This is a genomic window from Oceanimonas doudoroffii, from assembly GCF_002242685.1.
In the GTDB taxonomy this organism is placed as follows: Bacteria; Pseudomonadota; Gammaproteobacteria; order Enterobacterales; family Aeromonadaceae; genus Oceanimonas; species Oceanimonas doudoroffii.
This window is the reverse complement of sequence record NZ_NBIM01000001.1, coordinates 703,355-725,861: the sequence shown is the minus strand read 5'-3', so window position 1 is coordinate 725,861 and position 22,507 is coordinate 703,355. Positions and strand designations below refer to the sequence as shown.

The following is a 22,507-nucleotide window of genomic DNA, read 5'->3' as shown; positions in this document are numbered from 1 at the left end:
CGCCTACATGTCCTTAAAAAGTCAATTAGCTTAATGAAATCTGGTGTTGATCCAGATGAGGCCAAAAAAACCTATAACTGACAGACAGCAAGAGCTATTGAACAGCGGTATGAGTGAAGAAGAAGTTCTTACTAAAATACAAGATGATATTTCTAGTGGTAAATTTTTACCTTGAACTCCAGCATCCAAACCCTAACAAAGCCATCAATTTGACGGCTTCTCCGTCGCTTGTTTTGTGGCAAAAAAGCCTGCCACAAAACAATCAACTGCAAAGCCGAAAATTATGGCGGCGTTATGTGTGCGTCATATGCAGGCCATAGAAGGAATCTAATGACTAAGCATGCTGGTTCTTGCCTGTGTGGCATAGTGACATTTGAGGTCCATGGGGACTTTGACAGTTTTTACCTGTGTCATTGTAAGCATTGCCAAAAAGATACGGGGTCGGCTCATGCAGCAAATCTATTCTCACATTCAGCTAAATTGGTCTGGCGGTCGGGTGCAGATGCTGTGACGACCTTTACGTTTCCAGGCACTAGTCATAACAAGAGCTTTTGCAAATTGTGTGGGTCTGCATTGCCAAGTACTCAGATCCCAGGTTTACTTGTCGTTCCAGCAGGATGCTTGAATACTGAAATACCTATGGCACCAACAGCGCATATCTTTTTATCCAGCAAAGCTAATTGGGACGAGGGGTTAGGGAACGCTCCAGAATTCGAGGGGCTGCCAGAGTGAACAGCTATCACATAACAAACCGTGGCTCGCTACGCTTGCCGCTGCACAGGGGCGTTAGATCTCAAAATAAAGGTGAATTATGAAACCCAAATTCACATCTGAGGTAACATGCCCAAAGTGCGGTCACAGGGAAACGGAGACCATGCCAGAGGATGCTTGTCAGTATTTTTATGAATGTAAAAACTGCAAAACCATGCTTAAACCCAGGCATGGCGATTGCTGTGTATTTTGTTCTTATGGAGATACGCCCTGTCCTCCGGTACAGCGGGGCCAATCGTGCCATTAATTGGAAATCGGCTGCGTGATAACATGCTTATCTGAGTTTACCTCAGCGTACGTTGCGCTTTGTCAGCCCTGTTTGCACCTGATAGAGTGCCCGAAAGCATGGATTACCCGGAGGCATCAAATGAATACCTATCCCATTGGCACGCCGGGCCAGCCCTGGGGCGAGGCGGAGCGCGCCGCGTGGCTGGCCCGGCAGCGCCGTCAGCGCAGTTATCAAGCGGATGTGCTGAGCGTTATCGAGCGCCTGGGTTCGCGTTCTGATGTGCAGCCCTATGGCGAGCTGAGTTATGGCGATGAGCATTTTCCGCTGATGGCCATTCGCAACCACTGGCGGAACAGTTTGCCGGTGGTGCTGGTGACCGGCGGGGTGCATGGCTATGAGACCAGTGGTGTGCACGGGGCCTTGCAGTTTGTGGAGCAGCACGGCGAGCATTATGCCGGCCGGGTGAATCTGCTGGTGGCACCCTGCGTCAGCCCCTGGGCCTATGAGCGCATTCACCGCTGGAATGCCAACGCGGTGGATCCGAACCGTTCTTTTCGGGAAAACAGTCCGGCGCATGAGTCGGCGGCGCTGATGCAACTGGTGGCGCCGGTGCGTGACCGTGTGTTGCTGCATATCGATCTGCACGAGACCACGGATACCGACGAAAGCGAGTTTCGCCCGGCGCTGGCGGCGCGAGACGGCCAGTCATTCGAGCCCTGTGGCATTCCCGATGGCTTTTATCTGGTGGACGACAGCGAGCATCCGCAGCCTGAATTTCAGCAGGCGGTGATCGCGGCGGTTGAAAAGGTCACGCACATTGCTCCCGCTGATGAGAGCAATGAAATCATCGGCTCACCGGTGGTGGCCAGAGGGGTGATTGAATACCCGCTTACTCAGCTTGGCCTGTGCGCCGGCATCACGCCCGCTCGTTACAAGACCACCACGGAAGTGTACCCCGACAGCCCCCGCGCTACGCCCGAGCAGTGCAATGCCGCCCAGGTAACCGCCGTGTGTGCAGCCATCGATTATGCACTGGCGCATCGCTAGGTGACCCGGGCGAACGTGAAGGTTGAAGTGCTTACGGTAGAGGAGGTGCTGCCGCTGCGTCATGCGGTGTTATGGCCGAATGAGCCGGTGGCGTTTTGCAGAGTGGCGGAGGACGACACCGGTGCGCACTTTGGCATTCGGCAACACGGCGAGGTGGTGTGCGTGGCCTCGGTGTTTTTCAGCGGTGACACGGCAAGGCTGCGCAAGTTTGCGACCAGGGTTGAGTGTCAGGGGCAGGGCATGGGCTCAGTGATGCTGCAGTTTTTGATTGAGCATTTGCGTGCAAGAGGCGTGCGGGTGTTCTGGTTTGATGCCCGGGCCTCGGCCCTGGATTTTTATCAGCGGTTTGGCTTTGCGGTGGAAGGAGAGCGGTTTTACAAGCACGGAGTGGCGTATTACCGCATGAGTCGGGTGTTGTAAGAGTTTTGAGCTTTTATTTTACATAATGTTTTGTGATGCGAATTTTTATCTGATGCACCGGGTGAGCCTGAGGAATGGATTCCCGCCTTCGCGGGAATGACGCACTTTACCGGGCATGATGGCCGGAACTCCCTCTTTCTATAATTATTGAACAGGATCGCGCTCATTCCTTGGGGAAAACGGTGTTGTGCCGAGAAGAGATTCGGCTCAAGGAGGCAGTCATGGTGGATGAAGCGATACGAAAGGGATGTGAAGCGTTTTCTGAAGGTCGGCTTGAACCCTGTCTACCACACCTCGATGCTAACGTCAGGTGGGAGGTAGTCGGGCAGAAAACCATTGCCGGGCTCGGCTCCGTGCAGGCGTTCTGCGCTCAGATGACGGAGCAGGGGTGCCCCAACTTTCGGAATGAGCACATTACCGTTGGAGTACATTCGGTCGTGGTCGAGGGGCGGGAAGTCGATGGTGACGTGAGATACTGCGATGTTTACCACATTGAGAAGGGAAAGATCGTTTACATCAATTCGTATTGTATTCGCCCAGGCAAGGATGTCTGAATTGGTATGCATTCCCACGCGGAGCGTGGGAACGAATTGAAGTTGCCGCGTTGCGGCAATATGCAGGCGAGCCGCCTGCGCTCCAGTGATTGGGGTCGCTGGAGTGGCTTGTTGTGCGACGAAGTTACACGTTCCTGCAGGCGGCTTGCGATGGTTCAGGCGGCGGGGTGGCCGGGGGAAGTGTTGGGATTCGCTGCGCTCATCGCCAACCTACGGTTAATTCGTTGATTTTGCACAGGTTTCCCCAATAAATTGGGGCCTGCAAGCGTATCGGAAAGCATGAAACAGGCGGGCTTTTGCCCGCCTTTTCCGTTTACTTGCCGTGGCGCTCTTTGAGTTTGGCCATCACATCGGCCAGCCCCAGGCCTTCCTGCTGCAGCAGCACGGTAAGGTGGTAGAGCAGGTCGGCAGACTCGTTCACCAGCTCGTCCTTGTCGTGCACGGTGGCGGCCAGCGCCGTTTCCACGCCTTCTTCACCCACTTTCTGGGCAATGCGCTTGGTGCCCTTGGCATACAGGCTGGCAGTGTAGCTGGAGGCAGGGTCGGCGCCCTTGCGACTGGCGATCACCGCTTCAAGCTCGGCCAAAAAGGTCAGCGCCGGTGCCTGTTGCTCGTTAAAGCAGGACACATTGCCCAAATGGCAGGTGGGGCCCACCGGCTCGGCCATGACCAGCAGGGTGTCGCTGTCGCAATCGGTGCTGATGTCTTTCAGCTTGAGCACATGGCCGGAGCTTTCGCCCTTGGTCCACAGCCGGCTCTTGGTGCGGCTGAAAAAGGTCACATGGCCGGTTTCCAGGGTTTTGGTCAGGGCGTCGCCGTTCATATAGCCCAGCATCAGCACGCGGCCGGTGTGGCTGTCCTGCACAATCGCAGGCATCATGCCGTCTACCTTGTCCCAGTCCAGCTTGCTTGCATCAATCACGGATCACCACTCCTTCCTGCTTGAGATACTGCTTGAGCTCACCCATGTTGATGATGCCCTTGTGAAACACCGAGGCTGCGAGTGCCCCGTCTACGTCCGCTTCCAGAAACGCATTGCGGAAATGCACCATTTCGCCGGCACCACCTGAAGCGATCAGCGGCACATCACAAATGGCCCGTACCTTCAGCAGTTGCTCAATGTCATAGCCCTGGCGCACACCGTCCTGGTTCATCACGTTGAGCACAATTTCACCGGCGCCGCGCTTCTGCACTTCTTCCACCCAGTCAAAGGTGTTCCAGCGGGTCACCTGGGTGCGGCTTTCGTCACCGGTGAACTGGTGCACCTGATACTGGCCGGTGGCTTCGTCATAGTAGGAGTCGATGCCCACCACGATGCACTGCACGCCAAAGGTGTCGGCCAGCTCGGTGATGAGCTCGGGGTTGGCCAGGGCCGGGGAGTTGATGGAAATCTTGTCGGCGCCAAATTCCAGAATGCGCGCCGCGTCTTCCACCGACTTGATGCCGCCGGCCACGCAGAAGGGAATGTCGATCACTTCCGCCACCCGGCTCACCCAGCTCTTGTCTACCACCCGGTCTTGACTGGAGGCGGTAATGTCGTAAAACACCAGCTCGTCGGCGCCTTCGGCGGCGTAACGCTCCGCCAGCGGCACGATGTCGCCGATGATCTCGTGGTTGCGGAATTTCACGCCTTTAACGACCTGGCCGTCCTTTACGTCCAGGCAGGGAATTATGCGTCTTGCCAGCATGCGATGGCCTCCTTGACGGTGAATTTGCCTTCCAGCAGCGAGCGGCCGAGGATCACGCCGGCCACGCCGGTGCCCTTGAGGGCGTCGATGTCGTCGATGTTGCCAATGCCGCCCGACGCCTGCCACAAAATGGTGGGGTAGCGTGCGGCCAGCTCACGATACAGCGCCACGTTGGAGCCCGACAGGGTGCCGTCCTTGGAGATGTCGGTGCACAGCACATGGCACAGGCCCGCGGGCAGGTAGTGCTCGAGCAGGGATTCAATGGTAATGCCACTGTCTTCCTGCCAGCCGGCAATGGCGATTTTCTTTTCGCCGTCGGCGGTAATGTTGATGTCGAGCGCCAGCACAATGCGATCGGGGCCATAGTGCTTGATCCAGCCGGCCACCATTTCCGGGTTTTTCACCGCGGTGGAGCCAATCACCACGCGCTGGGCGCCGATGTCGAGCAGATCCCTGACGTCCTGCTCGGTGCGAATGCCGCCGCCAATCTGCACCGGCACCGGCGTGTTTTCAATCAGGCTTTTGATAACCGACAGCTGGCGCTCGCTGCTGTTCTTGGCACCGTCCAGATCCACCAGGTGCAGCTGGGTGGCGCCTTCGGCCACATAGAGGTCAAAGCGCTCCTGGGGTGAGGCGGTGTATTCGGTTTTTTGCTGGTAGTCGCCCTGATACAGGCGCACCACTTTTCCACCGATCAGATCTATTGCAGGGATAATCATGTGTTACGGCTCCAAGAAAATTTCTGCTGCTGGGCACTTTTCCTCTTACGATCAATCAGGTCTATGGCGGGAATAATCATTACAGCTCCAGAAAGTTTTTCAGCAGTTGGGCGCCGGCGGCACCGGAGCGCTCCGGGTGAAATTGCACGCCAAAGAAGTTTTCCTGGCCAATGGCGGCACTGAAGCTTTGGCCATGCTGGCAGGTGGCCAGGGTATATTCACCCACGGGCACCGCGTAGGAGTGCACGAAATAGAAGAAGCTGCCTTCGGGAATGTCCTTGAACAGCGGGTGCTCCGGCATGGGGGTAATGCGGTTCCAGCCCATGTGGGGCAGGCGCACGCCGTCGCCGCCTTCCATGTGCAGGCACTCGGCATCCACCTTGCCCAGGCAGGCCACGTCGCCTTCCTGGGAGCGGTTCACCAGCATCTGCATGCCGAGGCAAATGCCCAGCACCGGCTTTTGCACCTGATCCAGCAGTTCAATCAGGTCGCGGTCGGCCAGGTTTTTCATGGCTTCCTTGGCGGTGCCCACACCGGGCAGCAGCAGCTTGTCGGCGGCCAGCACCACCTCGGGGTCGCGGCTCACGGTGACCTCATAGCCCAGACGCTCAATGGCGTAGCGCACGGAGGACAGGTTGGCGCAGCCGGTGTCGATAATGACTGTTTTCACAAAACCCCCTTGCTGGACGGCAGCTCATTGCCTTCCACGCGAATGGCCTGGCGCAGGGCGCGGCCAAAGCTCTTGAACACGCTTTCCACCATGTGGTGGGTGTTGTCGCCGGTCACCTTGAGGTGAATGTTGGCGGCCAGGCTGTCGCTCAGGGAGCGGAAGAAGTGCGGCACCATTTCCACGGTGAGATCACCCGCCTTGGGTTGCTTGAATTCGCCTTCAAACTTCATGAAGGGGCGACCGGACAAGTCCAGGGTGACCGCCGCTTCACACTCGTCCATGGGCAGCACAAAGCCAAAGCGGCCAATGCCGCGCTTGTTGCCCAGGGCCTTGCGTAGGGCTTCGCCCAGGGCCAGGGCGGTGTCTTCCACGGTGTGGTGATCGTCAATGTGCAGATCGCCGTCCACCTTGACGTTCAGGCGAAAGCCGCCGTGGGTGGCGATTTGATCCAGCATGTGGTCGAAAAAGTGCAGGCCGGTGCTGATTTGGCTGCCACCGGTCTGGTCGAGATCCAGCCCCACGTGAATGTCGGTTTCCTTGGTGGTGCGGGTCACTTCGGCGGTGCGGCCCCGGCTGGTGAGCTTTTCTACGATCTGATCCCAGCCCAGGTTGTTGTGGCCGTAGTGCAAACCGGGCAGGCCCATGTTTTCGGCCAGCTGCATGTCGGTGTGGCGATCACCGATCACCCAGGAGTCGGTAAAGTCGATTTTGCCCTGCTGCAGGTAGTCTTTCACCAGCCCCAGGCGCGGCTTGCGGCAGGCGCAGTCGTCGTGCTGAAAGTGCGGGCAAATCAGCACCTCGTCAAAACGCACGCCCTGAGAGCTGAAAATCTGCATCATCAGGTTGTGGGGGGCGTCGAAGTCTTCCTGGGGAAAGCTGTCGGTGCCCAGGCCATCCTGGTTGGTGACCATCACCAGCCGGTAGCCGGCGTTTTGCAGGGTCAGCAGCGCCGGAATGGCGTTGGGCAGAAACGCCAGTTTGTCGAGGCGGTCCAGCTGTTTGTCGACCGGCGGCTCTTCCACCAGGGTGCCGTCGCGGTCAATAAAAAGAATGCGTTCCTTAGACACTTATTGCTCCTCTTGCAGTACGTTCAGTACCGCGTCCATCTCGGCAGGGTTGCCGATGGTAATGCGAATGCAGTCGGCCAGTCCCGGCTTGCTTGCAAAGTCGCGCAATATGATACCGGCCCGGCTCATGCGGGCAAACATTTCGCTGCCCGGGGCAAAGCGCACCAGCAGGTAGTTGCCATTGGGGGCGAACACCTCTTTCACCTGGGCGTGCTGCTCCAGCCGGCCGGCCAGCTCGGTTTTCAGCCGGTTAATCTCATCCACTCGCTTGCGCATCAGCACCAGGCCCTGGTCGCTCAGCGCCTGGGCGGCAATCTGCGCCACCGGATCCGGCACCGGGTAGGGGGCAATCACCTTCAGCAGCAGGCCAATCACCTCGGGGCTGGCCAGCGTAAAGCCGCAGCGAATGCCCGCCAGGCCAAAGGCCTTGGACAGGGTGCGAATGATCACCAGGCCGTCGTAGTCGTTCAGCAGGTCCGCCTGGCTGTGCTCGGGGCAGAACTCGATATAGGCCTCGTCCACCACCACCAGGGCGCGACCCTTGGCGGCGTTCAGCAACCGCACCAGACCGGCTTGGTCCACCAGATCCCCGGTGGGGTTGTTGGGGGAACAGAGAAAGACAATTTTCACCTCGTCGAGGCGGGCGATAATGCCGTCGAAGTCCGGCTGTCGGGTGTCGGTGAGGGGCACTTCCACCACCTCCACGCCGTTGGTCTCGGCGCTGATGGCATACATGCCGTAGGTGGGCGGGCAGATCAGAATGCGATCCTGCCCCGGCTCGCAAAAGGTGCGGATCAGCAGCTCTATGCCCTCGTCGCCGCCCCGGCTTACCAGCACCTGCTCGGGGGCCACGCCGGCATAGGCGGCGTAGGCGTTAATCACCTGGGGCGGCTGGCATTCCGGATAGCGGTTCAGCCGCTCGCAGTTCAGGCTGAACTCACCGCTGTCGGCCGCCTCGTTGGCGTTCAGCCACACATGACCCTGACCACCAATGCGCCGGGCGGACTGGTAGGGGGTCAGTTGCTGCACTTTGGCCCGGGCCAGTTTGGTAAGGCTCATGCTTGTTTCTCCAGTTTCGCCAGGCGCAGGGTCACGGCGTTTTTGTGGGCATCCAGGGTTTCGGTGGCGGCCAGCAGCTCAACCGCCGGGCCAATGGCACGCAGCCCTTCGGGGCTGAGCTCCTGCACCGTATAGCGGCGCTGGTAGTCGGCCAGCCCCAGGCTGGAATAGGTGCGCGCATAGCCATAGGTGGGCAGGGTGTGGTTGGTGCCGCTGGCATAGTCACCCACCGACTCGGGGGTCCAGGCCCCGAGAAAGATGGAGCCGGCATTTTTAAGCGCCGGCAACAGGGCACGCGGCTCCTCGGTCTGTACGATCAGGTGCTCGGGGGCATAGGCATTGGAAATGCGCGCCGCCTCGGCCAGGTCGGCACAGATAAAGGTGCGGCTTTCCCCCAGTGCTTGGCGGGCGATGTCGGCACGGGAGAGCTCGGCCAGCTGACGCTCCAGGGCGTCGTCCACTCGTGCCGCCAGTGCCCGGCTCGGGGTCACCAGGATCACCTGGGAGTCGGGGCCGTGCTCGGCCTGAGACAGCAGATCCGAGGCGATAAAGTCGGCATCGGCACTGTCATCCGCAATCACCAGCACTTCCGACGGGCCGGCGGGCATGTCGATGGCGGCGCCGTCCACATCACCGGAAACCTGCTGCTTGGCCTCGGTGACCCAGGCGTTGCCCGGGCCGAAAATCTTGTCCACCTTGGTCACGGTCTCGCTGCCATAGGCCATGGCGGCAATGGCCTGAGCGCCCCCAAGGGTGTAGATGGCGTCGACGCCGCAGCGTTTGGCGGTGTAGACAATGGCGTCGTTGATGGGGGGCGGCGAGCACAGCACCACCCGTTCGCAACCGGCCAGGCGGGCCGGAATGGCCAGCATCATCACGGTGGACACCAGGGGCGCGCTGCCGCCAGGCACGTACAGGCCCACCTTGCTAATGGGCTGAAAGTGCAGCTCGCAGCGCACGCCCGGGGTGGTGTCCTGAATGACGGAGGCGGGCAGCTGGGCGCGGTGAAAGGCCTCGATATTGCCGATGGCCAGTTCAATGGCGTCTTTCAGCTCGTCGCTGACCCGCTCGCCGGCGGCGGCGATGTCCGCGTCGACAAGCTCAAGGCAATCACGCTCGGCGCGGTCCAGGGTGCGGGTGAGATCCAGCAGGGCGGTGTCGCCGCCTTTACGCACTCGGCTGATAATGTCGGCCACCTGTGCCTCGCGGCCGCTCTGCGCGAGAGCCGGCCGGCGCAGGGCGGCGGCCTGCTCGGCCGCGCTCAGTTGGTTCCAGTTCAGGGTTTTCATGGCTTACTCCATCATCTTCTCAATGGGCAGCACCAGAATGGATGAAGCGCCCAGGCTCTTTAAGCCTTCCATGGTTTCCCAGAACATGTCTTCGCTGCTTACCATGTGAATGGCCACCTGGTTGGTCTCGCCGGCCAGCTGCATGATGGTGGGGCGCTCGGCACCGGGCAGCAGATCGATCACCTGCTCGAGCTTGTCTTTGGGGGCGTGCAGCATAATGTATTTGCTTTCCCGCGCCTGTTGCAGGCCCTGAATACGGGGCAGCAGCTTGTCGACGATTTGCTGCTTGCCGGCGGGCAGGGCGTTGCCGCTCTGGATCAGTACCGCCTTGGAGCGGAAGATGACATCGGCTTCCACCAGGCCGTTGGCTTCCAGAGTGGCGCCGGTAGACACCAGATCGCAGATGGCGTCGGCCACGCCGGCGCGGGGCGCCACTTCCACCGAGCCGTTCAGCATTACGCTTTTGAACTTCACGCCCTGCTCATCCATAAAGCGCTTCAGCAGCCAGGGGTAGGAGGTGGCGATGCGCTTGCCTTCCAGGCTTTGCGGGCCTTGGTAGTCGAAGTCGTCGGCCACCGCCAGCGACAGCCGGCAGCCGCCGAAGTCGAGGCGCTTGAGCACGCTGTAATCGGCGGCCTCGCCCTGGGCCTGGCGATCCATCAGGGTCTCTTCCAGCACGTTTTCACCCACCACGCCGAGATCGACCACGCCGTCCATCACCAGGCCGGGAATGTCGTCGTCCCGCACCAGCAGCAGGTCGATGGGCATGTTCTCGGCGTGGGCGATCAGGCGCTGTTCACGCAGGTTGAGCTTGACGCCGCAGCCCTTGAGCAGCTGCTGACATTCCTTGCTCAGACGACCGGATTTCTGAATCGCAATACGAAGGCGGGTTTTATCCAAAGTCATAATCGGTATTCCTTGTTACTGATGTGAGTCCTGAAACGAAAAACCCCCGAAAGCCAAGCTTCCGGGGGTCGATAATTCTGTCCTGCTGGAAGCCGCCAAGCGCAAGGTCTTCCAGAAAAAGCATTCTGAAAGACTAGTGTCGATGATGATGGTGATGCTTGGCGGTGTGCAGGAAGTTCATGATGCTGTATTCGGCTCGTTCAATTCGTTGAAAACGGATTCACCTTAACAAGTCGGGCTGGTTTTGCCAACCCTGAATCACAAGAAAGTTCCGGCCGGGATCACAAAGCGTGTTGGGCGTTGCTCAACGGGGTGGTGCGCCATGTGGTGACTTGCTCATTTTGCGGAATAAATGAATATAAATTCACTAATCACTAAAGGAATCTGTTGTGGTGCCGGCGGCAAGGTTCAGCAAATAATCCGCGAACACACGCACCTTTTCCACCTCGCCCAGGCGCTCCGGATAAACCAGGTAATAGCTGTTGGCGCTGGTGATGCCATGGGACCAGGGCATCACCAGCTGACCCGATGCCAGCTCGTCTTCGATCAGGAAACGGGGTAGCAGGGCGATGCCGCAGCCGGCCATGGTGGCGCGGATCAGCATGTGAAAGGTCTCAAAGCGGTTGCCCTGATAACTGTGCTCCGTGGTCAGATCCTGCGCCGCAAACCAGTCGTGCCAGGAGCGGGGGCGGGTGGACAGGTGCAACAGCCGGTAACGGGTCAGCTCCAGGGGCGACGCAGGTGCATGATTATTCAGCAGGCCGGGTGCGCACACGGGCACCACTTCTTCACCGAACAGCCGGTGGCATTCCAGTCCGGGCCAGCTGCCGTGGCCGTAGAAAAAAGCGATATCAATGCCTTCCTGATCCAGGTCAAACGACTCCACCTTCTCGCTGCTGTCCAGGTTGATATGCGGGTGGCGGTCGAGAAAGGCGCTGAGCCGGGGGGCCAGCCAGCGACTGCCAAAGGTGGGCAGGGTTGCCACCCTGAGCACGTCCCGCTGGTTGTTATAGGACATGACGTACTGGGATGACATTTCCAGCTGGGCGAGGATCTTGCGTACTTCGCCGATGTAAATGGCCCCTTCTGGGGTCAGGCACAGGGAGCGGCGCACCCGGCGAAACAGCTTGCGGTTGAGGAACGACTCAAGCTGGGCTACCTGCTTGCTCACCGCACTCTGGGTCAGGCTGAGTTCGTCCGCCGCGCGGGTAAAGCTCAGGTGTCTGGCCGAGGCGTCAAAACATTGCATGGCCGTAATGGAAGGTAGGTAACGCATGAATTCGTATATGGCTGTGGAAGCAAGCCGCCAGTATACCTCGTCTGGCGGCCTGAGTACCGGCTGGCGCCGGTGAGGGAGTGTGATCTCCCTCCAGTGTTATGAGGCTTGTTACTGAGTGGCAACCAGAGCGGGGCGCTGGCGCTGTAGCCAGTAACAGGCGGCAATCAGCACCAGGCCCGAGGCGGAGCTGACGATGCCGGGCATGATCATGGCCAGGCCGGCCGCCAGCAGCAGGGCTCGTTCGGGCAGCGACGACGGGCGAATGAAATAGCCGATCAGCGCACTGCTGATGGCCATCATGCCGAGCAGGGCGAACACCAGCGCCATGACCAGCTCCGGCAGGTTTACATCCACCAGTACCAGTATGGGGTGGTAGATAAACACATAAGGAATGATAAAGGCACCAATGGCCAGTTTGACCGCGGTGACCCCGGTTTTCATCGGGTTGGCCCGGGCAATGCCGGCGCCGGCATAGGCGGCCAGACACACCGGCGGGGTGATGTCGGCGACGATACCGAAATAGAACACGAACAGGTGCACGGCAATGGGCGCCAGGCCGAACTCGTTGATCAGTGCCGGCGCCGCTATGGTGGCGGTCACCACGTAGTTGGCGGTGGTGGGCAGCCCCATGCCCAGCACGATGCAGGCGATCATGGTAAAGATAAGCGCCAGAATCAAAGTGCCGTCGGCCAGGTTGATAATGCCGGCGGCAAACTTGGCGCCCAGTCCGGTCATGCCGACCACACCGGCAATAATGCCGGCGGTGGCCACGGCGGCGATCACCGGCAGGGCCACGCGGGCACCCTGTTCCAGCAAAGACAGCAGCGACTTCGGTGTCAGCCGGGATTCTTTTCTTACCATGCTGACCAGCAGGGCGGCGCCAATGCCGAGCAGGGCGGCGCGCTGTGCGGTAAAGCCGGCGATGATGGTGCCAACCACCACCAGCAGCGGCAACAGCATATAACCCTGGCGTTTGAGCAGTTCGAGCTTGCTGGGCAGCTGCTCTTTCGGGATCCCGAGAATGCCTTGTTTCTTGGCTTCGAAGTGGGCGCCGATGAAGATGCCGCTGAAGTAGAGCACGGCGGGAATGACGGCGGCCATCATGATTTCGGCGTAGGAGACACCGATGTATTCCACCATGATAAAGGCGGCGGCGCCCATCAGGGGAGGCATGATCTGCCCGCCGGTAGACGCGGCAGCCTCGCCGGCGGCGGCGAATTCGGGCTTGAAGCCGGCCTTTTTCATCATCGGAATGGTAAAGGAGCCGGAGGCCACGGTATTGCCGACCGAGCTGCCCGAGATCATGCCCTGAAAGGCACTGGCGATCACCGCCGCCTTGGCGCTGCCGCCGGTATAGCGGCCGGTGCAGGCAAAGGCCAGATCATTGAAAAACTGGCCGACGCCGGTGCGGGTCAGCACCACGCCAAAAAACAGGAACAGAAAGATAAATTTGGCAGAGATCTGAATCGGGGTGCCAAAAATGCCGCTCTCCCGAAACCACAGGCTGACCGACACATCGGTCAGCTCAAAGCCGGGGTGAGACAGAATGCGGGTGGGAATGAAATTGCCAAACAGGGCGTAGGCAATGGCCAGTGAGGCCACGATGACGATGGGCATGCCCACGGTGCGGCGGGTGGCTTCCAGTACGAACAGCACCCCCAGCACCGCCACAATCAGGTCGATGGTGGAGTAGCCGGTCACACGGCCACGCAAAATTTCGTTAAAGAACAGTATTTTGTAATAGGCCACAAAGGTGGCGACAAAGGCCAGTATGACGTCATACCAGGCCACGCCAGGGCGATTTACCCCTCGGCGACTGGCCGGATACAGCAGAAATATCATGCCCAGGGCCAGGCCCAGGTGAACGGCCCCCTGCTTCTGGGTCGGCAGGGTACCGAAATAACCGGTGTAGAGGTGAAAGCCGGTCAGGGTGACCGCAAACAGGGTCACTACCCAGCCCCAGCGGCCGATGTTTTTTCTGAAGGCCGACTCTTTGTCGTATTTTTCGAGCAGGGTGTCCTGTGTGTGAGTGTTATTCATTGCAGCTATCCATGAACCAAATAAAAAGAGGCGGGCAACAAGGCCCACCTCTGTTCGAACCGGGATCGGTTACTTTGCCTTGATGTTGTCGAAGGAAGAAACCTTGTTGCCGGCGCGGCTGACGATTTGTACGACTTCCGGATAGATCTGGCCGATAAAGGCGGCGTTGTCCACGGGGGAGCCTTCAAACTCGGCCTTGCCTTCGAGCGCATTGCGGGCCGGCACATGCACAGACATGCCCAGATCCATTTTGCCGTCACGAATGCTCACCAGGTTTTCTATGGAGGCGCTGGTTTCCACGTTGGTGAAGTTGGCACCGGGAATGTTGTTGTTCCAGTTGGTGGCGATTTCGCCGCCCAGCGGATAATAGGTGCCCCCCTGGCTGCCGGTGCCGAGAATGAACTCGCTCTTGTCCGTCTGCTCGCCAAGTTCGGCCACGGGAAGAGTAACGGTCAGGCCCTTTTCTTCATAGAAGCGCTTGGCGCCCGGATGGATTTTGAGGGCGTCCCCTCCATTCAGGGCGTGCTCCAGGGTCAGGAACTTGGCCTGGGAATGGGTCACCTGATCGGCCTGGTCGTACATGACCTTGGCCAGTTGATACCCCATTTCTTCGCTGATGGTATTGGTGTTGGCCATCAGCACCGCAAAGGCCGCGATGGTTTGTACGTCTTTATCCAGGAACTGGTAGCTGGCCTTGTCGATGATGAAACGACGGTAATCGCTGCTGCCTTCGATTTTTTCGACGACGTCGTCGGACAGGCTCAGCATGACCACGTCTCCGGAGGCCGCCTGCAGGCTTTCGATGCTGCCGGCGGGCAGGCCCATGATCCCCATGGAGATATCGATGTTGCCATCCTGAACGCCGTCGAGGGCATCGCCAAAGCGCTCCTGATAGGCATTGAAATCGCCCTCTTCAACGCCATAGGCGTTCAGGATCATGTGGGATACTTTCTGCGTGGTGCTGGCGGCGGGACCGATGGCGATGTTGGCCTTGCTGGCTGCATTATCGCAGCCGCTCAGTACGGCGGTCAGGGAAAGCAGGGTGGTGGCCAGTATTGTCTTTTTCATGAGTTCAATATCCTTATCAGCCGGAACGTGTCCATTGCCTCGTCAGGGTTGATGGCTGGCGTGCTCCGGCCTTGCTGTGGGCTAGAGAGTGCACGGAGGTTCCATTATTTTCATATTGAGATAAAACGAAAAATAGTTGTGATTTCATTCCATTTTTTCGTTTTTCTGTGGTTTTTTATGTCAGCTTTTTTCCTTTTTATGAAAGTTGTAACAGAGCGGGCATAAAAATGAAGACCTTTGTATTGCATTGCCTTTGAGTCTATGAGCGGGTGGCAAAATTTGAGTCCTCATGCATCGACCGACGGCGCGTCGTTCGCACAGGGCATGGTCATTCGTGGTGGTGTGTCGGCGTGGGAATGTGTGGTTTCGGTCGTCGAGTCGTGACCATATTCCCCCCAGGCCGCGCTGCGGGCAACGGCCTGGGGAGAAGTGACGGCCGCTATCAGGCGCTGAGCACCTGACGAACCCGTTGAATGGAGGCGTCCTGCATGTCGGCGTAAAGGCCGAACTCATCGATCACCGGGCATCCCAGGGCGCGTTCAAACGCGGCCTTGCTGGCATTCTGACGGTAGGCCTGGTGGCTGGCGCTACCCAGGTTGGACTGAAAAATGCCTGCGGCGCTGACCGGCAGGAAATCTTCATAGGTGATGGGACTGGCCTGTACCAGTCCGGCCTCGATCAGTGTTTCCATGTCGCTGACATCGTCGCCCCGGGCCGCGGGTTGCCGGCCGGCATCGGTCAGTTCATAACGGAAATAACCCAGCCGCTGCTGGCGCAGGCTGGCCTCATCATCGGGAAAGTCGGCAAAAATATCGACCAGCTGGCGCTGATGGCCGTCGTTGTCGGGCTGAGCCGGGGCCTGGCGCGAGCGGGCGAGCAGTTCATCATAAAGGGCACGCCCCTTCGGAGTGAGCGCCATGCCCCGCTGTTCGATTTCGCCAAAGCGGGCGGTGTGGGTACCGGCCTGCTCGCCGGCAAACAGCACCGGCTCTTCCAGGGCGGTAAAGCTGGTCTGGCGCAGCAGTATGGGGCAACGGCGACGGGGGGGACCTTCAATGACCGCCTTCGGGCTGATGCCCGCCGCGGGCATGTGTTGCTGCACGGCGTCGATGTCCAGGGTGCGGGGAGTCAGGTGATTGATATGGGGGCCATGAAAGCAGACCACGTCGGCAATCAGCCGATGGGAGTCCTGCAGCGCCTGGTAGCTGGCGTGGTCAACGGTGGCGTGGCGGTGCCAGCGAAAGGTTTCCAGTACCTCGGCCACGAATTCCTGCGCCTGGGCGTCGGTCAGGCCGCCCTGGGCCTCGGCGACATCCACCAGGGCTCTGGCCTTGGGCGTGAAGATGTCCCGCCGGGCCAGAATGGCCTCGGCCTGCTGGCGCAGGGCGTCATCTTCGATAAGCTCCAGCCGCAGCAGCGAAGTGAAAATGCGAAACGGATTGCGCTGCAGCGACGCCGGATCAACGGGACGAAACGCGGTGGAATGCACCGGCACGCCGGCTTCGGACAGATCGTAATAGCTGACCGGCTGCATGCCCATGATGGCGAAGATGCGGCGCAGCATGTGCAGCTCGTCGGCGGTTCCAACCCGAATGGCGCCATGACGCTCCAGGCTCAGCCGTTCCAGCTCTCCCTGTTGCTGCAATTGCTCGTGCAAGGCCGGCTCGCTGGCCAGCACTTGCTCGTTGATGTCGGCAACCAGTCGTACCAGGGTGCCGTATTGCGGCACCTCTTGCTGATACATGCGCGACATGGCATCGGAAAACAGGGTGCGGATGTTATCCGCAGAAACGTAGGCAGTGTGCACCATGGTGGCAATGTCCTTTGACCTGTGAAACGGTGAATCTACCGAACCTTAATACCCCTTCATAAAGGATGACAAACGGCGATTGCTCGTGAACGCATTCCACAATGGAATTGGATGCTGCATACGTTTATCACGCCGTGAAAATGGTGCTTTAAGGCGGCCTTGACTAAGTTTAACAGGCAAGATGTTGTTCAAAAAAACAACCGATCCAGGGAGGGAGGTTAACCACTAAAGGAAGAATCACTCTGCTGTCTGGTACCAGCGGCACTCATATTACCCCGGCGGGCCAGTGGTTTGCCGTGATGAGGCCGGTATTCGGTGCCAGGCAAAGGGAGAATCATCATGGCCTATCAAAAAACCTTGTTGGCAACGGCCATTGTTTGTGCAATGGCCAGCGCTTCCCCTTCGGCGCTGGCCGATACTCAGGAGCTGGAGCAACTCAAGCGCCAGCTGGGCACCCTGCTCGACCGAGTAGAGCAACTTGAAGTCAAAACCCGCAATGCAGAGGCGCGGGCAGAGGCTGCTGAAGCCAGGGCCGCCAGTGCCATGCCGGCGGCAAAACCGACGGCGGTGCACTCCGGTAACGACAAGATTCGAGTGTCGGTGTCCGGGCATGTTAACCGGGCGCTGCTGGCGGTGGACGATGGCGAAGAGACCGAGCTCTACCATGTGGACAACGACAGCTCTTCAACCCGGTTAAGGGTTATCGGGGAAGGGGATGTCAGCCCCGAGCTGACCGTGGGTACCGCCATTGAGGTGCAGCTTGAGTCCAACTCCTCCTTTGCGGTGAGTCAGGATAATGAATCCCCCAGTGGCGACACCATTTCCGACCGACGGCTGGAGGTGTATTTCGATCATGACCGGCTGGGCAAACTCTGGGTCGGTAAGGGCTGGACCGCCAGTGAAGACAGCTCTGAAATGGATCTGTCGGGTACTGCCCTCGCGGGTTACTCCTCTACCGCCGATATTGCCGGTGGCATCAAGTTTCGGGATGACGATGGCAACCTGAGCAGCACCACGGTGGGTGACAGTTTCACCAACCTGGATGGCCTGGGCCGCCGGGATCGCCTGCGTTACGATACGCCTACCTTTGGCGGCGTCAGGCTGGCGGTGAGCGCCGTGGAAGACAGCGCCTGGGATGCGGCCCTGAATTACTCCGCCGACTACAACCTGGGCAAGCTGGCCGCCGCCGTGGCCTACTCGGATCAGGAAAGCAACGACGGTCAGGTGAATGGCTCGGCGTCGTTTCTGCATACCAGTGGCGTCAGTCTGACCCTGGCCGCGGGTGAGCGGGACAGCGGTGGACAGGATCCTAACTTTGTCTACGGCAAGCTGGGTTATCAGAACCAGTGGTTCAGTGCCGGTAAAACCGCCATGTCGGTGGATTATCATGTGGCCAACCATGCCGATGAACGCAGTGACAAGGCCACCTCGGTCGGGGTGCAGATGGTGCAGAATGTCGATGACTGGGCCACCGAGCTCTATGTGGGCTACCGCAACTATGATCTCGAGCGCGCCGACGAGAACCTGGACGATGCCAATGCGCTGATCGCCGGTGCCCGCATCAAGTTTTAGGAGCCGACATGAAAACAGGCATTTTGCTGATGGTGCTGTGGTTGAGTGGCTGCGGTGGTACGCCGTCCAGCTATCACAGTGAGCGGGAAATTCCCGAAGGTCCCGGCCTGCTGACCGGTGAGGATGGCGCCTACCTGTATCAGCGCTGAGGACGCGGAAGGCCGGGGCACATCATGGCAATTGAAGTGAGGCTGTGCTAACAAGGGTGACCGAATTGGATTCATACGGGAGCCTTTGTCTTGGACATTCTCATTATGCTGGTGCTGACCCTGGTGGCGGGCATGGCCATGCCCGCCGGTGCCCTGCTGGCGCGGGTAGAGCGTATTCATCCCCACTGGCTGGAAACCGAGTTCCGTCACGCCGTGGTAGCCTTTGGCGGCGGTGCCTTGTTGTCGGCGGTGGCCCTGGTGCTGGTGCCGCAAGGGGCGGCCCGGTTGCAGGCCGGCACCGCGGCGCTGTGCTTTGCCGGCGGCGGCCTGGCCTTTATGGCCCTCGACATGCTGTTGTATCGCCTGAAAACGCAGGCCGGTCAGCTGGCGGCCATGCTGTCGGACTTTATTCCCGAATCGCTGGCACTGGGGGCCGCCTTTGCCTTTGGCAGTCAGGGCGGCGCTTTGTTGCTGGCCGGGTTGATGGCGCTGCAGAATTTGCCTGAAGGTTTTAACGCCTTTCGTGAGTTGAATGGCGACCGTGGCCGCAGGGCGGGGCAGGCGATTCGCGCCTTTACCCTGATGGCCCTGCTGGGGCCGGTGGCGGCCCTGACTGGCTATTTCTGGTTGTCGGCCTACCCCGAGCTGGTGTCGGGCATCATGCTGTTCGCTGCCGGTGGCATTCTCTATTCGGTGTTTCAGGATATCGCCCCCCAGGCGGTACTGAAGCGCCACTGGGCACCGCCCATGGGGGCGGTGCTGGGCTTTTTGCTGGGAATCATCGGGCATATGCTCACCGGCCATGGCGCCTGAACAGCTATTGATGGCAGGGTTCAGGGAAGGTGAATCGCCAGGCTGAGCAATACACGGCGGCCCTGCTCAATACGGCTGACACTGTGATCATACAGATCCGGGCGGAACAAAATGACGCGATCGAACAGGCTAAAAATCACCTTGTCGGCGTGGAACCGTCCCCCTTTTTCGGGCTTTTTCAGCACCATATTCAACTTGTAATAGCGGCCCCCACCCATGGGGTCATGGTGACGCATCACCCTATGTCCCTGCGGATAGGTCACCAAGTTGAGTGCAAATCGGCGGCCATGAAATAACGTGCGATTTTTAACCATTCTGTCTCCTTGCCGGTAAAGGGCTCATTGCAGCACCTTTTGAACGATCGTTCAAACTTCGGTAGTGGGCGATGCCACGGTAATGGAGATGCATTGCCGGCTTCGGCGGATTGGTCGCTCGCCCAGCCTGCCGTGTTGGTTTATCGTGCAAGTCGGTTATGCTATCTCACCCAGGTTTTGAATAAGGCCGAATAGCGCCTGCCGCCCCGGCCCGGCTTTTGGTATTATTTGCGTTTTAGCAATGGATACACCGCCGTGGACCCCATCGACAGCAGCGCACTCTTTGACCCTGACGGGCCCCTGGCTCAAGCGATTGAGGGCTTCAGCCCCCGCGCCGCCCAGGTGGACATGTCGGCGGCGGTGGCCCAGGCGCTGACCGATCGCATTCCCCTGGTGGTGGAGGCGGGCACCGGCACCGGCAAAACCTTTGCCTACCTGGCGCCGGCCCTGGCCGCCGGCAAGAAGGTGGTGGTCAGCACCGGTTCGCGCAACCTGCAGGAGCAGCTTTATCACCGGGATCTGCCCACCCTGATCAAGGCCCTGGGCTACAGTCAGCCGGTGGCCCTGCTCAAGGGGCGGGTCAACTATCTGTGCATTGAGCGGTTGGGCCGGTTGAACGACGCCGTGCCCGGACTGTCGGCGGAGGCGTTGACCGATCTGCAACGGGTCAGGCGCTTTGCGCCGCTCACCACTACCGGCGATGTGGGCGATATTCCCGGCCTGCCCGAGCGCAGCGAGATCCTGCCCCTGGTGACCAGCACCAACGACAACTGTGCCGGCCGTGACTGCGCCCACTATCAGGACTGCCACCTGGTCAAGGCCCGTAACCGGGCCATGGAGGCCCAGGTGGTGGTGGTAAATCATCACCTGTTTTTTGCCGACATGGCCGTGCGCGATACCGGTTTTGGCCAGCTGATCCCCGACGCCGAGATGTATATTCTCGACGAGGCCCACCAGCTGCCCGACATTGCCGGCCAGTATTTCGGTCAAAGCCAGTCCAGCCGGCAGTTTCTGGAATTTGCCCGGGATCTGCGGCTGGCGCAAAAGAGCGAGGCCAAGGACATGGCTCAGCTCGGCAAGGCGGCGGATCAGCTGGAGCGCAATGCCCAGGATTTTCGGTTGGCGTTCGGCCTCGATACCGGCCGGGGACAGCTTCGACCGGCCCTGGCACGGCCGGCGGTGGCCCAGACGCTGTCCCGGCTGGGCGACAGCCTCGGCTTTACCCATGAGGTGTTAAAGCTCTGTTTGGGACGGGGCGAGCAGCTCGATCAGTGTTTTGAACGGCTGATTGGCCTGCGCACCCAACTGGACGAGCTAACCCGGGTCGAGGAGCACGGCTATTCCTTCTGGTATGACTGCAGCCGGCTGCATGTGGCCCTGCACAAGACCCCGCTGTCGGTGGCCGAGCGTTTTGCCGCCGAGCTGGCCCGGGAAGAAACCAGCTGGGTGTTTACCTCCGCCACCCTGGCGGTGGGCGCCAGTTTTGCGCATTTTTGCGCCGATCTGGGACTCACCGAATGCCGTACCTTGCAATTGGACAGCCCTTTTGATTACCCTCGCCAGTCTCGCCTGTGTGTGCCCCGCTATTTGCCCGAAACCAGCGGCGCGGGCCGCGGCCACCGGCTGGCCAACAGCCTGCTTGAGACCATAGCCCGAGTGCCCGGCGGCACCTTCTTTTTGTGCACCAGCTATCAGGTGATGCGGGAAGTGGCCGAGGTGTTGCGCGCCCGCCTGGATCGCACCGTGCTGATGCAGGGGGAGGACAACAAGGTACGGCTGCTGGAGCAGTTCAGCCAGGATGGCCGGGCGGTATTGGTGGCCACCGGCAGTTTCTGGGAAGGCATAGACGTGCGTGGCCGTGCCCTGCAGTGTGTGGTGATCGACAAGCTGCCCTTTGCCGCCCCCGATGATCCGCTGCTCAGCGCCCGGCTGGAAGACTGCCGACGCCGGGGTGAAGACGGCTTTGCCCGAGTGCAGCTGCCCAGGGCCATTATTACCCTCAAGCAGGGGGTGGGGCGGCTGATTCGCGACGTGGAAGACAAGGGCGTACTGGTGATCACCGATGCCCGCCTGGTGAACCGGGCCTACGGCGCCGACTTTATTGCCAGCCTGCCGGCGATGCCACGCACCCGCAGCCTGCCGGCGCTGAATGAATTTCTGTCAAATCTGGAGTAATCACCCATGAGCCTGTTACTGGCCATTGATACCGCCACCGAAGCCTGCTCCGCCGCCCTCTGGCAGGACGGCGCCATACTGAGCCGCTATCAGGTGGCGCCCCGGGGTCACACCGAGTTGATCCTGCCCATGGTGCAGGAGTTGCTGGCCGAGGCCGGGGTCACCCTGGCTCAGCTTGATGGCCTGGCCTTTGGCCGAGGCCCCGGCTCCTTTACCGGCGTGCGCATCACCCTGGGCGTGGCCCAGGGGCTGGCCTTTGGCGCCGATCTGCCGCTGGTGGGCGTATCCAACCTGCAGGCCCTGGCCCAGGGCGCCCATCGCCACGGCGGTTGCGAGCGCGTGCTGGCCGCCATTGATGCCCGCATGGACGAAATTTATGTGGGCGGCTTTGCCCTGGAGCAGGGGGTGATGATAGAAACCCTGCCGGAGCAGGTGCTGGCGCCGAAGGACTTCCTGGCCGCCGGCGACGAACGCTGGCAGCAGGGCGCCGGCAGTGGTTTTGTCACCTATCCTGATCTCACCGGCCGGGTGGATGTGTTGTGCGAGGCGGTGCCCTTTCCCGAGGCGCGCGACATGCTGCCCGCCGCCCTGCAGGATCTGGCCGCCGGCAAGGGCGTCAGCGCCGCCGAGGCTCGGCCGGTATACTTGAGAGACAAGGTAACCTGGCAGAAGCTGCCCGGTCGCTAAGGAGTCGGGGTGACCATTTTTTATTCGTTTACCCGGGAAGAGGCGCCGCTGATGTTTCCCCAGCGGCCCTATCATCGAACCCGTCAGTGTACGCGCCGCCGCAAACGCCAGCGTCAACGCCTGTTGCGCCAGTGGCATCGGCAGCGGCGCCGGTAAGCGGTATTTATTTTTTCAGGCCCGG

The 22,507-nt window shown here is 60.0% G+C and carries 24 protein-coding genes; 11 read left to right on the top strand and 13 right to left on the bottom strand.

Annotation, left to right across the window (positions count from 1 at the left end; genetic code table 11):
- The first annotated feature begins 294 nt into the window (after positions 1-294).
- The 5 genes from B6S08_RS03340 (at position 295) to B6S08_RS18665 (ending at position 3,021) form a co-directional block, all read left to right on the top strand.
- Positions 295-732, top strand: a complete 438-nt coding sequence (locus B6S08_RS03340; protein ID WP_342744138.1) for a GFA family protein — start codon at positions 295-297, stop codon at positions 730-732.
- A 79-nt stretch (positions 733-811) separates the two neighbouring features.
- Positions 812-1,018 carry a GDCCVxC domain-containing (seleno)protein gene (locus B6S08_RS18610; RefSeq protein WP_094199348.1) on the top strand — a complete coding sequence of 69 codons (207 nt, stop codon included), beginning with the start codon at positions 812-814 and terminating at the stop codon, positions 1,016-1,018.
- Between the two features lie 120 nt (positions 1,019-1,138).
- Positions 1,139-2,047: a M14 family metallopeptidase gene (locus tag B6S08_RS03330; RefSeq protein ID WP_094199347.1), complete on the top strand. Its 909-nt coding sequence runs from the start codon at positions 1,139-1,141 to the stop codon at positions 2,045-2,047.
- Positions 2,048-2,062: 15 nt separating this feature from the next.
- Positions 2,063-2,467 (top strand): GNAT family N-acetyltransferase, encoded by a 405-nt coding sequence (locus B6S08_RS03325; RefSeq protein WP_094200528.1) that lies wholly within the window; start codon positions 2,063-2,065, stop codon positions 2,465-2,467.
- Between the two features lie 221 nt (positions 2,468-2,688).
- The gene (locus tag B6S08_RS18665) at positions 2,689-3,021 is read left to right on the top strand and encodes a nuclear transport factor 2 family protein (protein WP_094199346.1); all 333 of its coding nucleotides are present in this window, start codon (positions 2,689-2,691) and stop codon (positions 3,019-3,021) included.
- A 313-nt stretch (positions 3,022-3,334) separates the two neighbouring features.
- Here the strand turns inward: B6S08_RS18665 and hisIE are convergent, their stop codons facing one another.
- The 12 genes from hisIE to hglS form a co-directional block, all read right to left on the bottom strand.
- Positions 3,335-3,943, bottom strand: coding sequence for a bifunctional phosphoribosyl-AMP cyclohydrolase/phosphoribosyl-ATP diphosphatase HisIE (gene hisIE / locus B6S08_RS03315; protein ID WP_094199345.1), 609 nt, complete (start codon positions 3,941-3,943; stop codon positions 3,335-3,337).
- A complete protein-coding gene (hisF, locus tag B6S08_RS03310) occupies positions 3,936-4,709 on the bottom strand; it encodes an imidazole glycerol phosphate synthase subunit HisF (protein WP_094199344.1) in 774 nt (257 codons plus the stop codon). The genes hisIE and hisF overlap by 8 nt, the downstream gene beginning before the upstream one ends.
- Positions 4,691-5,428: a 1-(5-phosphoribosyl)-5-[(5-phosphoribosylamino)methylideneamino]imidazole-4-carboxamide isomerase gene (gene hisA / locus B6S08_RS03305; protein WP_094199343.1), complete on the bottom strand. Its 738-nt coding sequence runs from the start codon at positions 5,426-5,428 to the stop codon at positions 4,691-4,693. The genes hisF and hisA overlap by 19 nt, the downstream gene beginning before the upstream one ends.
- Before the next feature lie 79 nt (positions 5,429-5,507).
- Complete coding sequence (hisH, locus tag B6S08_RS03300) at positions 5,508-6,098, bottom strand: imidazole glycerol phosphate synthase subunit HisH (protein WP_094199342.1); 591 nt, start codon at positions 6,096-6,098, stop codon at positions 5,508-5,510.
- On the bottom strand, positions 6,095-7,165 hold the full coding sequence (hisB, locus tag B6S08_RS03295) for a bifunctional histidinol-phosphatase/imidazoleglycerol-phosphate dehydratase HisB (protein ID WP_094199341.1): 1,071 nt from the start codon (positions 7,163-7,165) through the stop codon (positions 6,095-6,097). The genes hisH and hisB overlap by 4 nt, the downstream gene beginning before the upstream one ends.
- The gene (hisC, locus tag B6S08_RS03290; protein WP_094199340.1) at positions 7,166-8,224 is read right to left on the bottom strand and encodes a histidinol-phosphate transaminase; all 1,059 of its coding nucleotides are present in this window, start codon (positions 8,222-8,224) and stop codon (positions 7,166-7,168) included. It abuts the gene before it with no gap.
- Positions 8,221-9,513: a histidinol dehydrogenase gene (hisD, locus tag B6S08_RS03285; protein ID WP_094199339.1), complete on the bottom strand. Its 1,293-nt coding sequence runs from the start codon at positions 9,511-9,513 to the stop codon at positions 8,221-8,223. Before hisD ends, hisC begins: the two co-directional genes overlap by 4 nt.
- 3 nt (positions 9,514-9,516) lie before the next feature.
- Positions 9,517-10,413 carry an ATP phosphoribosyltransferase gene (hisG, locus tag B6S08_RS03280; protein WP_094200527.1) on the bottom strand — a complete coding sequence of 299 codons (897 nt, stop codon included), beginning with the start codon at positions 10,411-10,413 and terminating at the stop codon, positions 9,517-9,519.
- Positions 10,414-10,786: 373 nt separating this feature from the next.
- Positions 10,787-11,695, bottom strand: a complete 909-nt coding sequence (gene gcvA / locus B6S08_RS03275) for a transcriptional regulator GcvA (RefSeq protein WP_094199338.1) — start codon at positions 11,693-11,695, stop codon at positions 10,787-10,789.
- A gap of 111 nt (positions 11,696-11,806) precedes the next feature.
- Entirely contained in the window at positions 11,807-13,738 is a 1,932-nt protein-coding gene (locus B6S08_RS03270) for a TRAP transporter permease (RefSeq protein ID WP_094199337.1), read from the bottom strand.
- A gap of 69 nt (positions 13,739-13,807) precedes the next feature.
- The gene (locus B6S08_RS03265; protein ID WP_094199336.1) at positions 13,808-14,806 is read right to left on the bottom strand and encodes a TAXI family TRAP transporter solute-binding subunit; all 999 of its coding nucleotides are present in this window, start codon (positions 14,804-14,806) and stop codon (positions 13,808-13,810) included.
- A gap of 442 nt (positions 14,807-15,248) precedes the next feature.
- The gene (gene hglS / locus B6S08_RS03260) at positions 15,249-16,616 is read right to left on the bottom strand and encodes a 2-oxoadipate dioxygenase/decarboxylase HglS (protein ID WP_094199335.1); all 1,368 of its coding nucleotides are present in this window, start codon (positions 16,614-16,616) and stop codon (positions 15,249-15,251) included.
- A 339-nt stretch (positions 16,617-16,955) separates the two neighbouring features.
- Here hglS and B6S08_RS03255 point away from each other — a divergent pair, with 339 nt between their 5' ends.
- From B6S08_RS03255 to B6S08_RS03250, 3 genes are all read left to right on the top strand, one after another.
- On the top strand, positions 16,956-18,188 hold the full coding sequence (locus tag B6S08_RS03255) for a porin (RefSeq protein ID WP_094199334.1): 1,233 nt from the start codon (positions 16,956-16,958) through the stop codon (positions 18,186-18,188).
- 8 nt (positions 18,189-18,196) lie between these two features.
- Positions 18,197-18,337: a hypothetical protein gene (locus B6S08_RS18370; RefSeq protein WP_165661842.1), complete on the top strand. Its 141-nt coding sequence runs from the start codon at positions 18,197-18,199 to the stop codon at positions 18,335-18,337.
- A gap of 90 nt (positions 18,338-18,427) precedes the next feature.
- A complete protein-coding gene (locus tag B6S08_RS03250) occupies positions 18,428-19,150 on the top strand; it encodes a ZIP family metal transporter (RefSeq protein WP_245849801.1) in 723 nt (240 codons plus the stop codon).
- 20 nt (positions 19,151-19,170) lie between these two features.
- On the opposite strand, the gene B6S08_RS03245 is transcribed toward B6S08_RS03250, so the two are convergent.
- Complete coding sequence (locus B6S08_RS03245) at positions 19,171-19,386, bottom strand: hypothetical protein (RefSeq protein ID WP_211284145.1); 216 nt, start codon at positions 19,384-19,386, stop codon at positions 19,171-19,173.
- 342 nt (positions 19,387-19,728) lie between these two features.
- Between B6S08_RS03245 and yoaA the strand changes: the two genes are divergently transcribed.
- Genes yoaA through B6S08_RS18365 form a run of 3 tightly spaced genes read left to right on the top strand, consistent with a single transcriptional unit; the run spans position 19,729 to position 22,482 of the window.
- Positions 19,729-21,639: a DNA repair helicase YoaA gene (gene yoaA, locus B6S08_RS03240; protein ID WP_425435354.1), complete on the top strand. Its 1,911-nt coding sequence runs from the start codon at positions 19,729-19,731 to the stop codon at positions 21,637-21,639.
- Positions 21,640-21,645: 6 nt separating this feature from the next.
- Positions 21,646-22,326, top strand: a complete 681-nt coding sequence (tsaB, locus tag B6S08_RS03235; protein WP_094199331.1) for a tRNA (adenosine(37)-N6)-threonylcarbamoyltransferase complex dimerization subunit type 1 TsaB — start codon at positions 21,646-21,648, stop codon at positions 22,324-22,326.
- A gap of 9 nt (positions 22,327-22,335) precedes the next feature.
- Complete coding sequence (locus tag B6S08_RS18365) at positions 22,336-22,482, top strand: hypothetical protein (RefSeq protein ID WP_165661844.1); 147 nt, start codon at positions 22,336-22,338, stop codon at positions 22,480-22,482.
- Positions 22,483-22,507: the final 25 nt, after the last annotated feature.

What these genes read in the sequence shown, in the direction of transcription:
- B6S08_RS03340 (WP_342744138.1), top strand. Translation starts at nt 295, where the DNA reads ATGTGTGCGTCATATGCAGGCCATAGAAGGAATCTAATGACTAAGCAT.
- B6S08_RS18610 (WP_094199348.1), top strand. Translation starts at nt 812, where the DNA reads ATGAAACCCAAATTCACATCTGAGGTAACATGCCCAAAGTGCGGTCAC.
- B6S08_RS03330 (WP_094199347.1), top strand. Translation starts at nt 1,139, where the DNA reads ATGAATACCTATCCCATTGGCACGCCGGGCCAGCCCTGGGGCGAGGCG.
- B6S08_RS18665 (WP_094199346.1), top strand. Translation starts at nt 2,689, where the DNA reads ATGGTGGATGAAGCGATACGAAAGGGATGTGAAGCGTTTTCTGAAGGT.
- hisF (WP_094199344.1), bottom strand. Translation starts at nt 4,709, where the DNA reads ATGCTGGCAAGACGCATAATTCCCTGCCTGGACGTAAAGGACGGCCAG.
- hisA (WP_094199343.1), bottom strand. Translation starts at nt 5,428, where the DNA reads ATGATTATCCCTGCAATAGATCTGATCGGTGGAAAAGTGGTGCGCCTG.
- hisC (WP_094199340.1), bottom strand. Translation starts at nt 8,224, where the DNA reads ATGAGCCTTACCAAACTGGCCCGGGCCAAAGTGCAGCAACTGACCCCC.
- hisD (WP_094199339.1), bottom strand. Translation starts at nt 9,513, where the DNA reads ATGAAAACCCTGAACTGGAACCAACTGAGCGCGGCCGAGCAGGCCGCC.
- gcvA (WP_094199338.1), bottom strand. Translation starts at nt 11,695, where the DNA reads ATGCGTTACCTACCTTCCATTACGGCCATGCAATGTTTTGACGCCTCG.
- B6S08_RS03270 (WP_094199337.1), bottom strand. Translation starts at nt 13,738, where the DNA reads ATGAATAACACTCACACACAGGACACCCTGCTCGAAAAATACGACAAA.
- B6S08_RS03265 (WP_094199336.1), bottom strand. Translation starts at nt 14,806, where the DNA reads ATGAAAAAGACAATACTGGCCACCACCCTGCTTTCCCTGACCGCCGTA.
- hglS (WP_094199335.1), bottom strand. Translation starts at nt 16,616, where the DNA reads ATGGTGCACACTGCCTACGTTTCTGCGGATAACATCCGCACCCTGTTT.
- B6S08_RS03255 (WP_094199334.1), top strand. Translation starts at nt 16,956, where the DNA reads ATGGCCTATCAAAAAACCTTGTTGGCAACGGCCATTGTTTGTGCAATG.
- B6S08_RS18370 (WP_165661842.1), top strand. Translation starts at nt 18,197, where the DNA reads ATGAAAACAGGCATTTTGCTGATGGTGCTGTGGTTGAGTGGCTGCGGT.
- B6S08_RS03245 (WP_211284145.1), bottom strand. Translation starts at nt 19,386, where the DNA reads ATGCGTCACCATGACCCCATGGGTGGGGGCCGCTATTACAAGTTGAAT.
- tsaB (WP_094199331.1), top strand. Translation starts at nt 21,646, where the DNA reads ATGAGCCTGTTACTGGCCATTGATACCGCCACCGAAGCCTGCTCCGCC.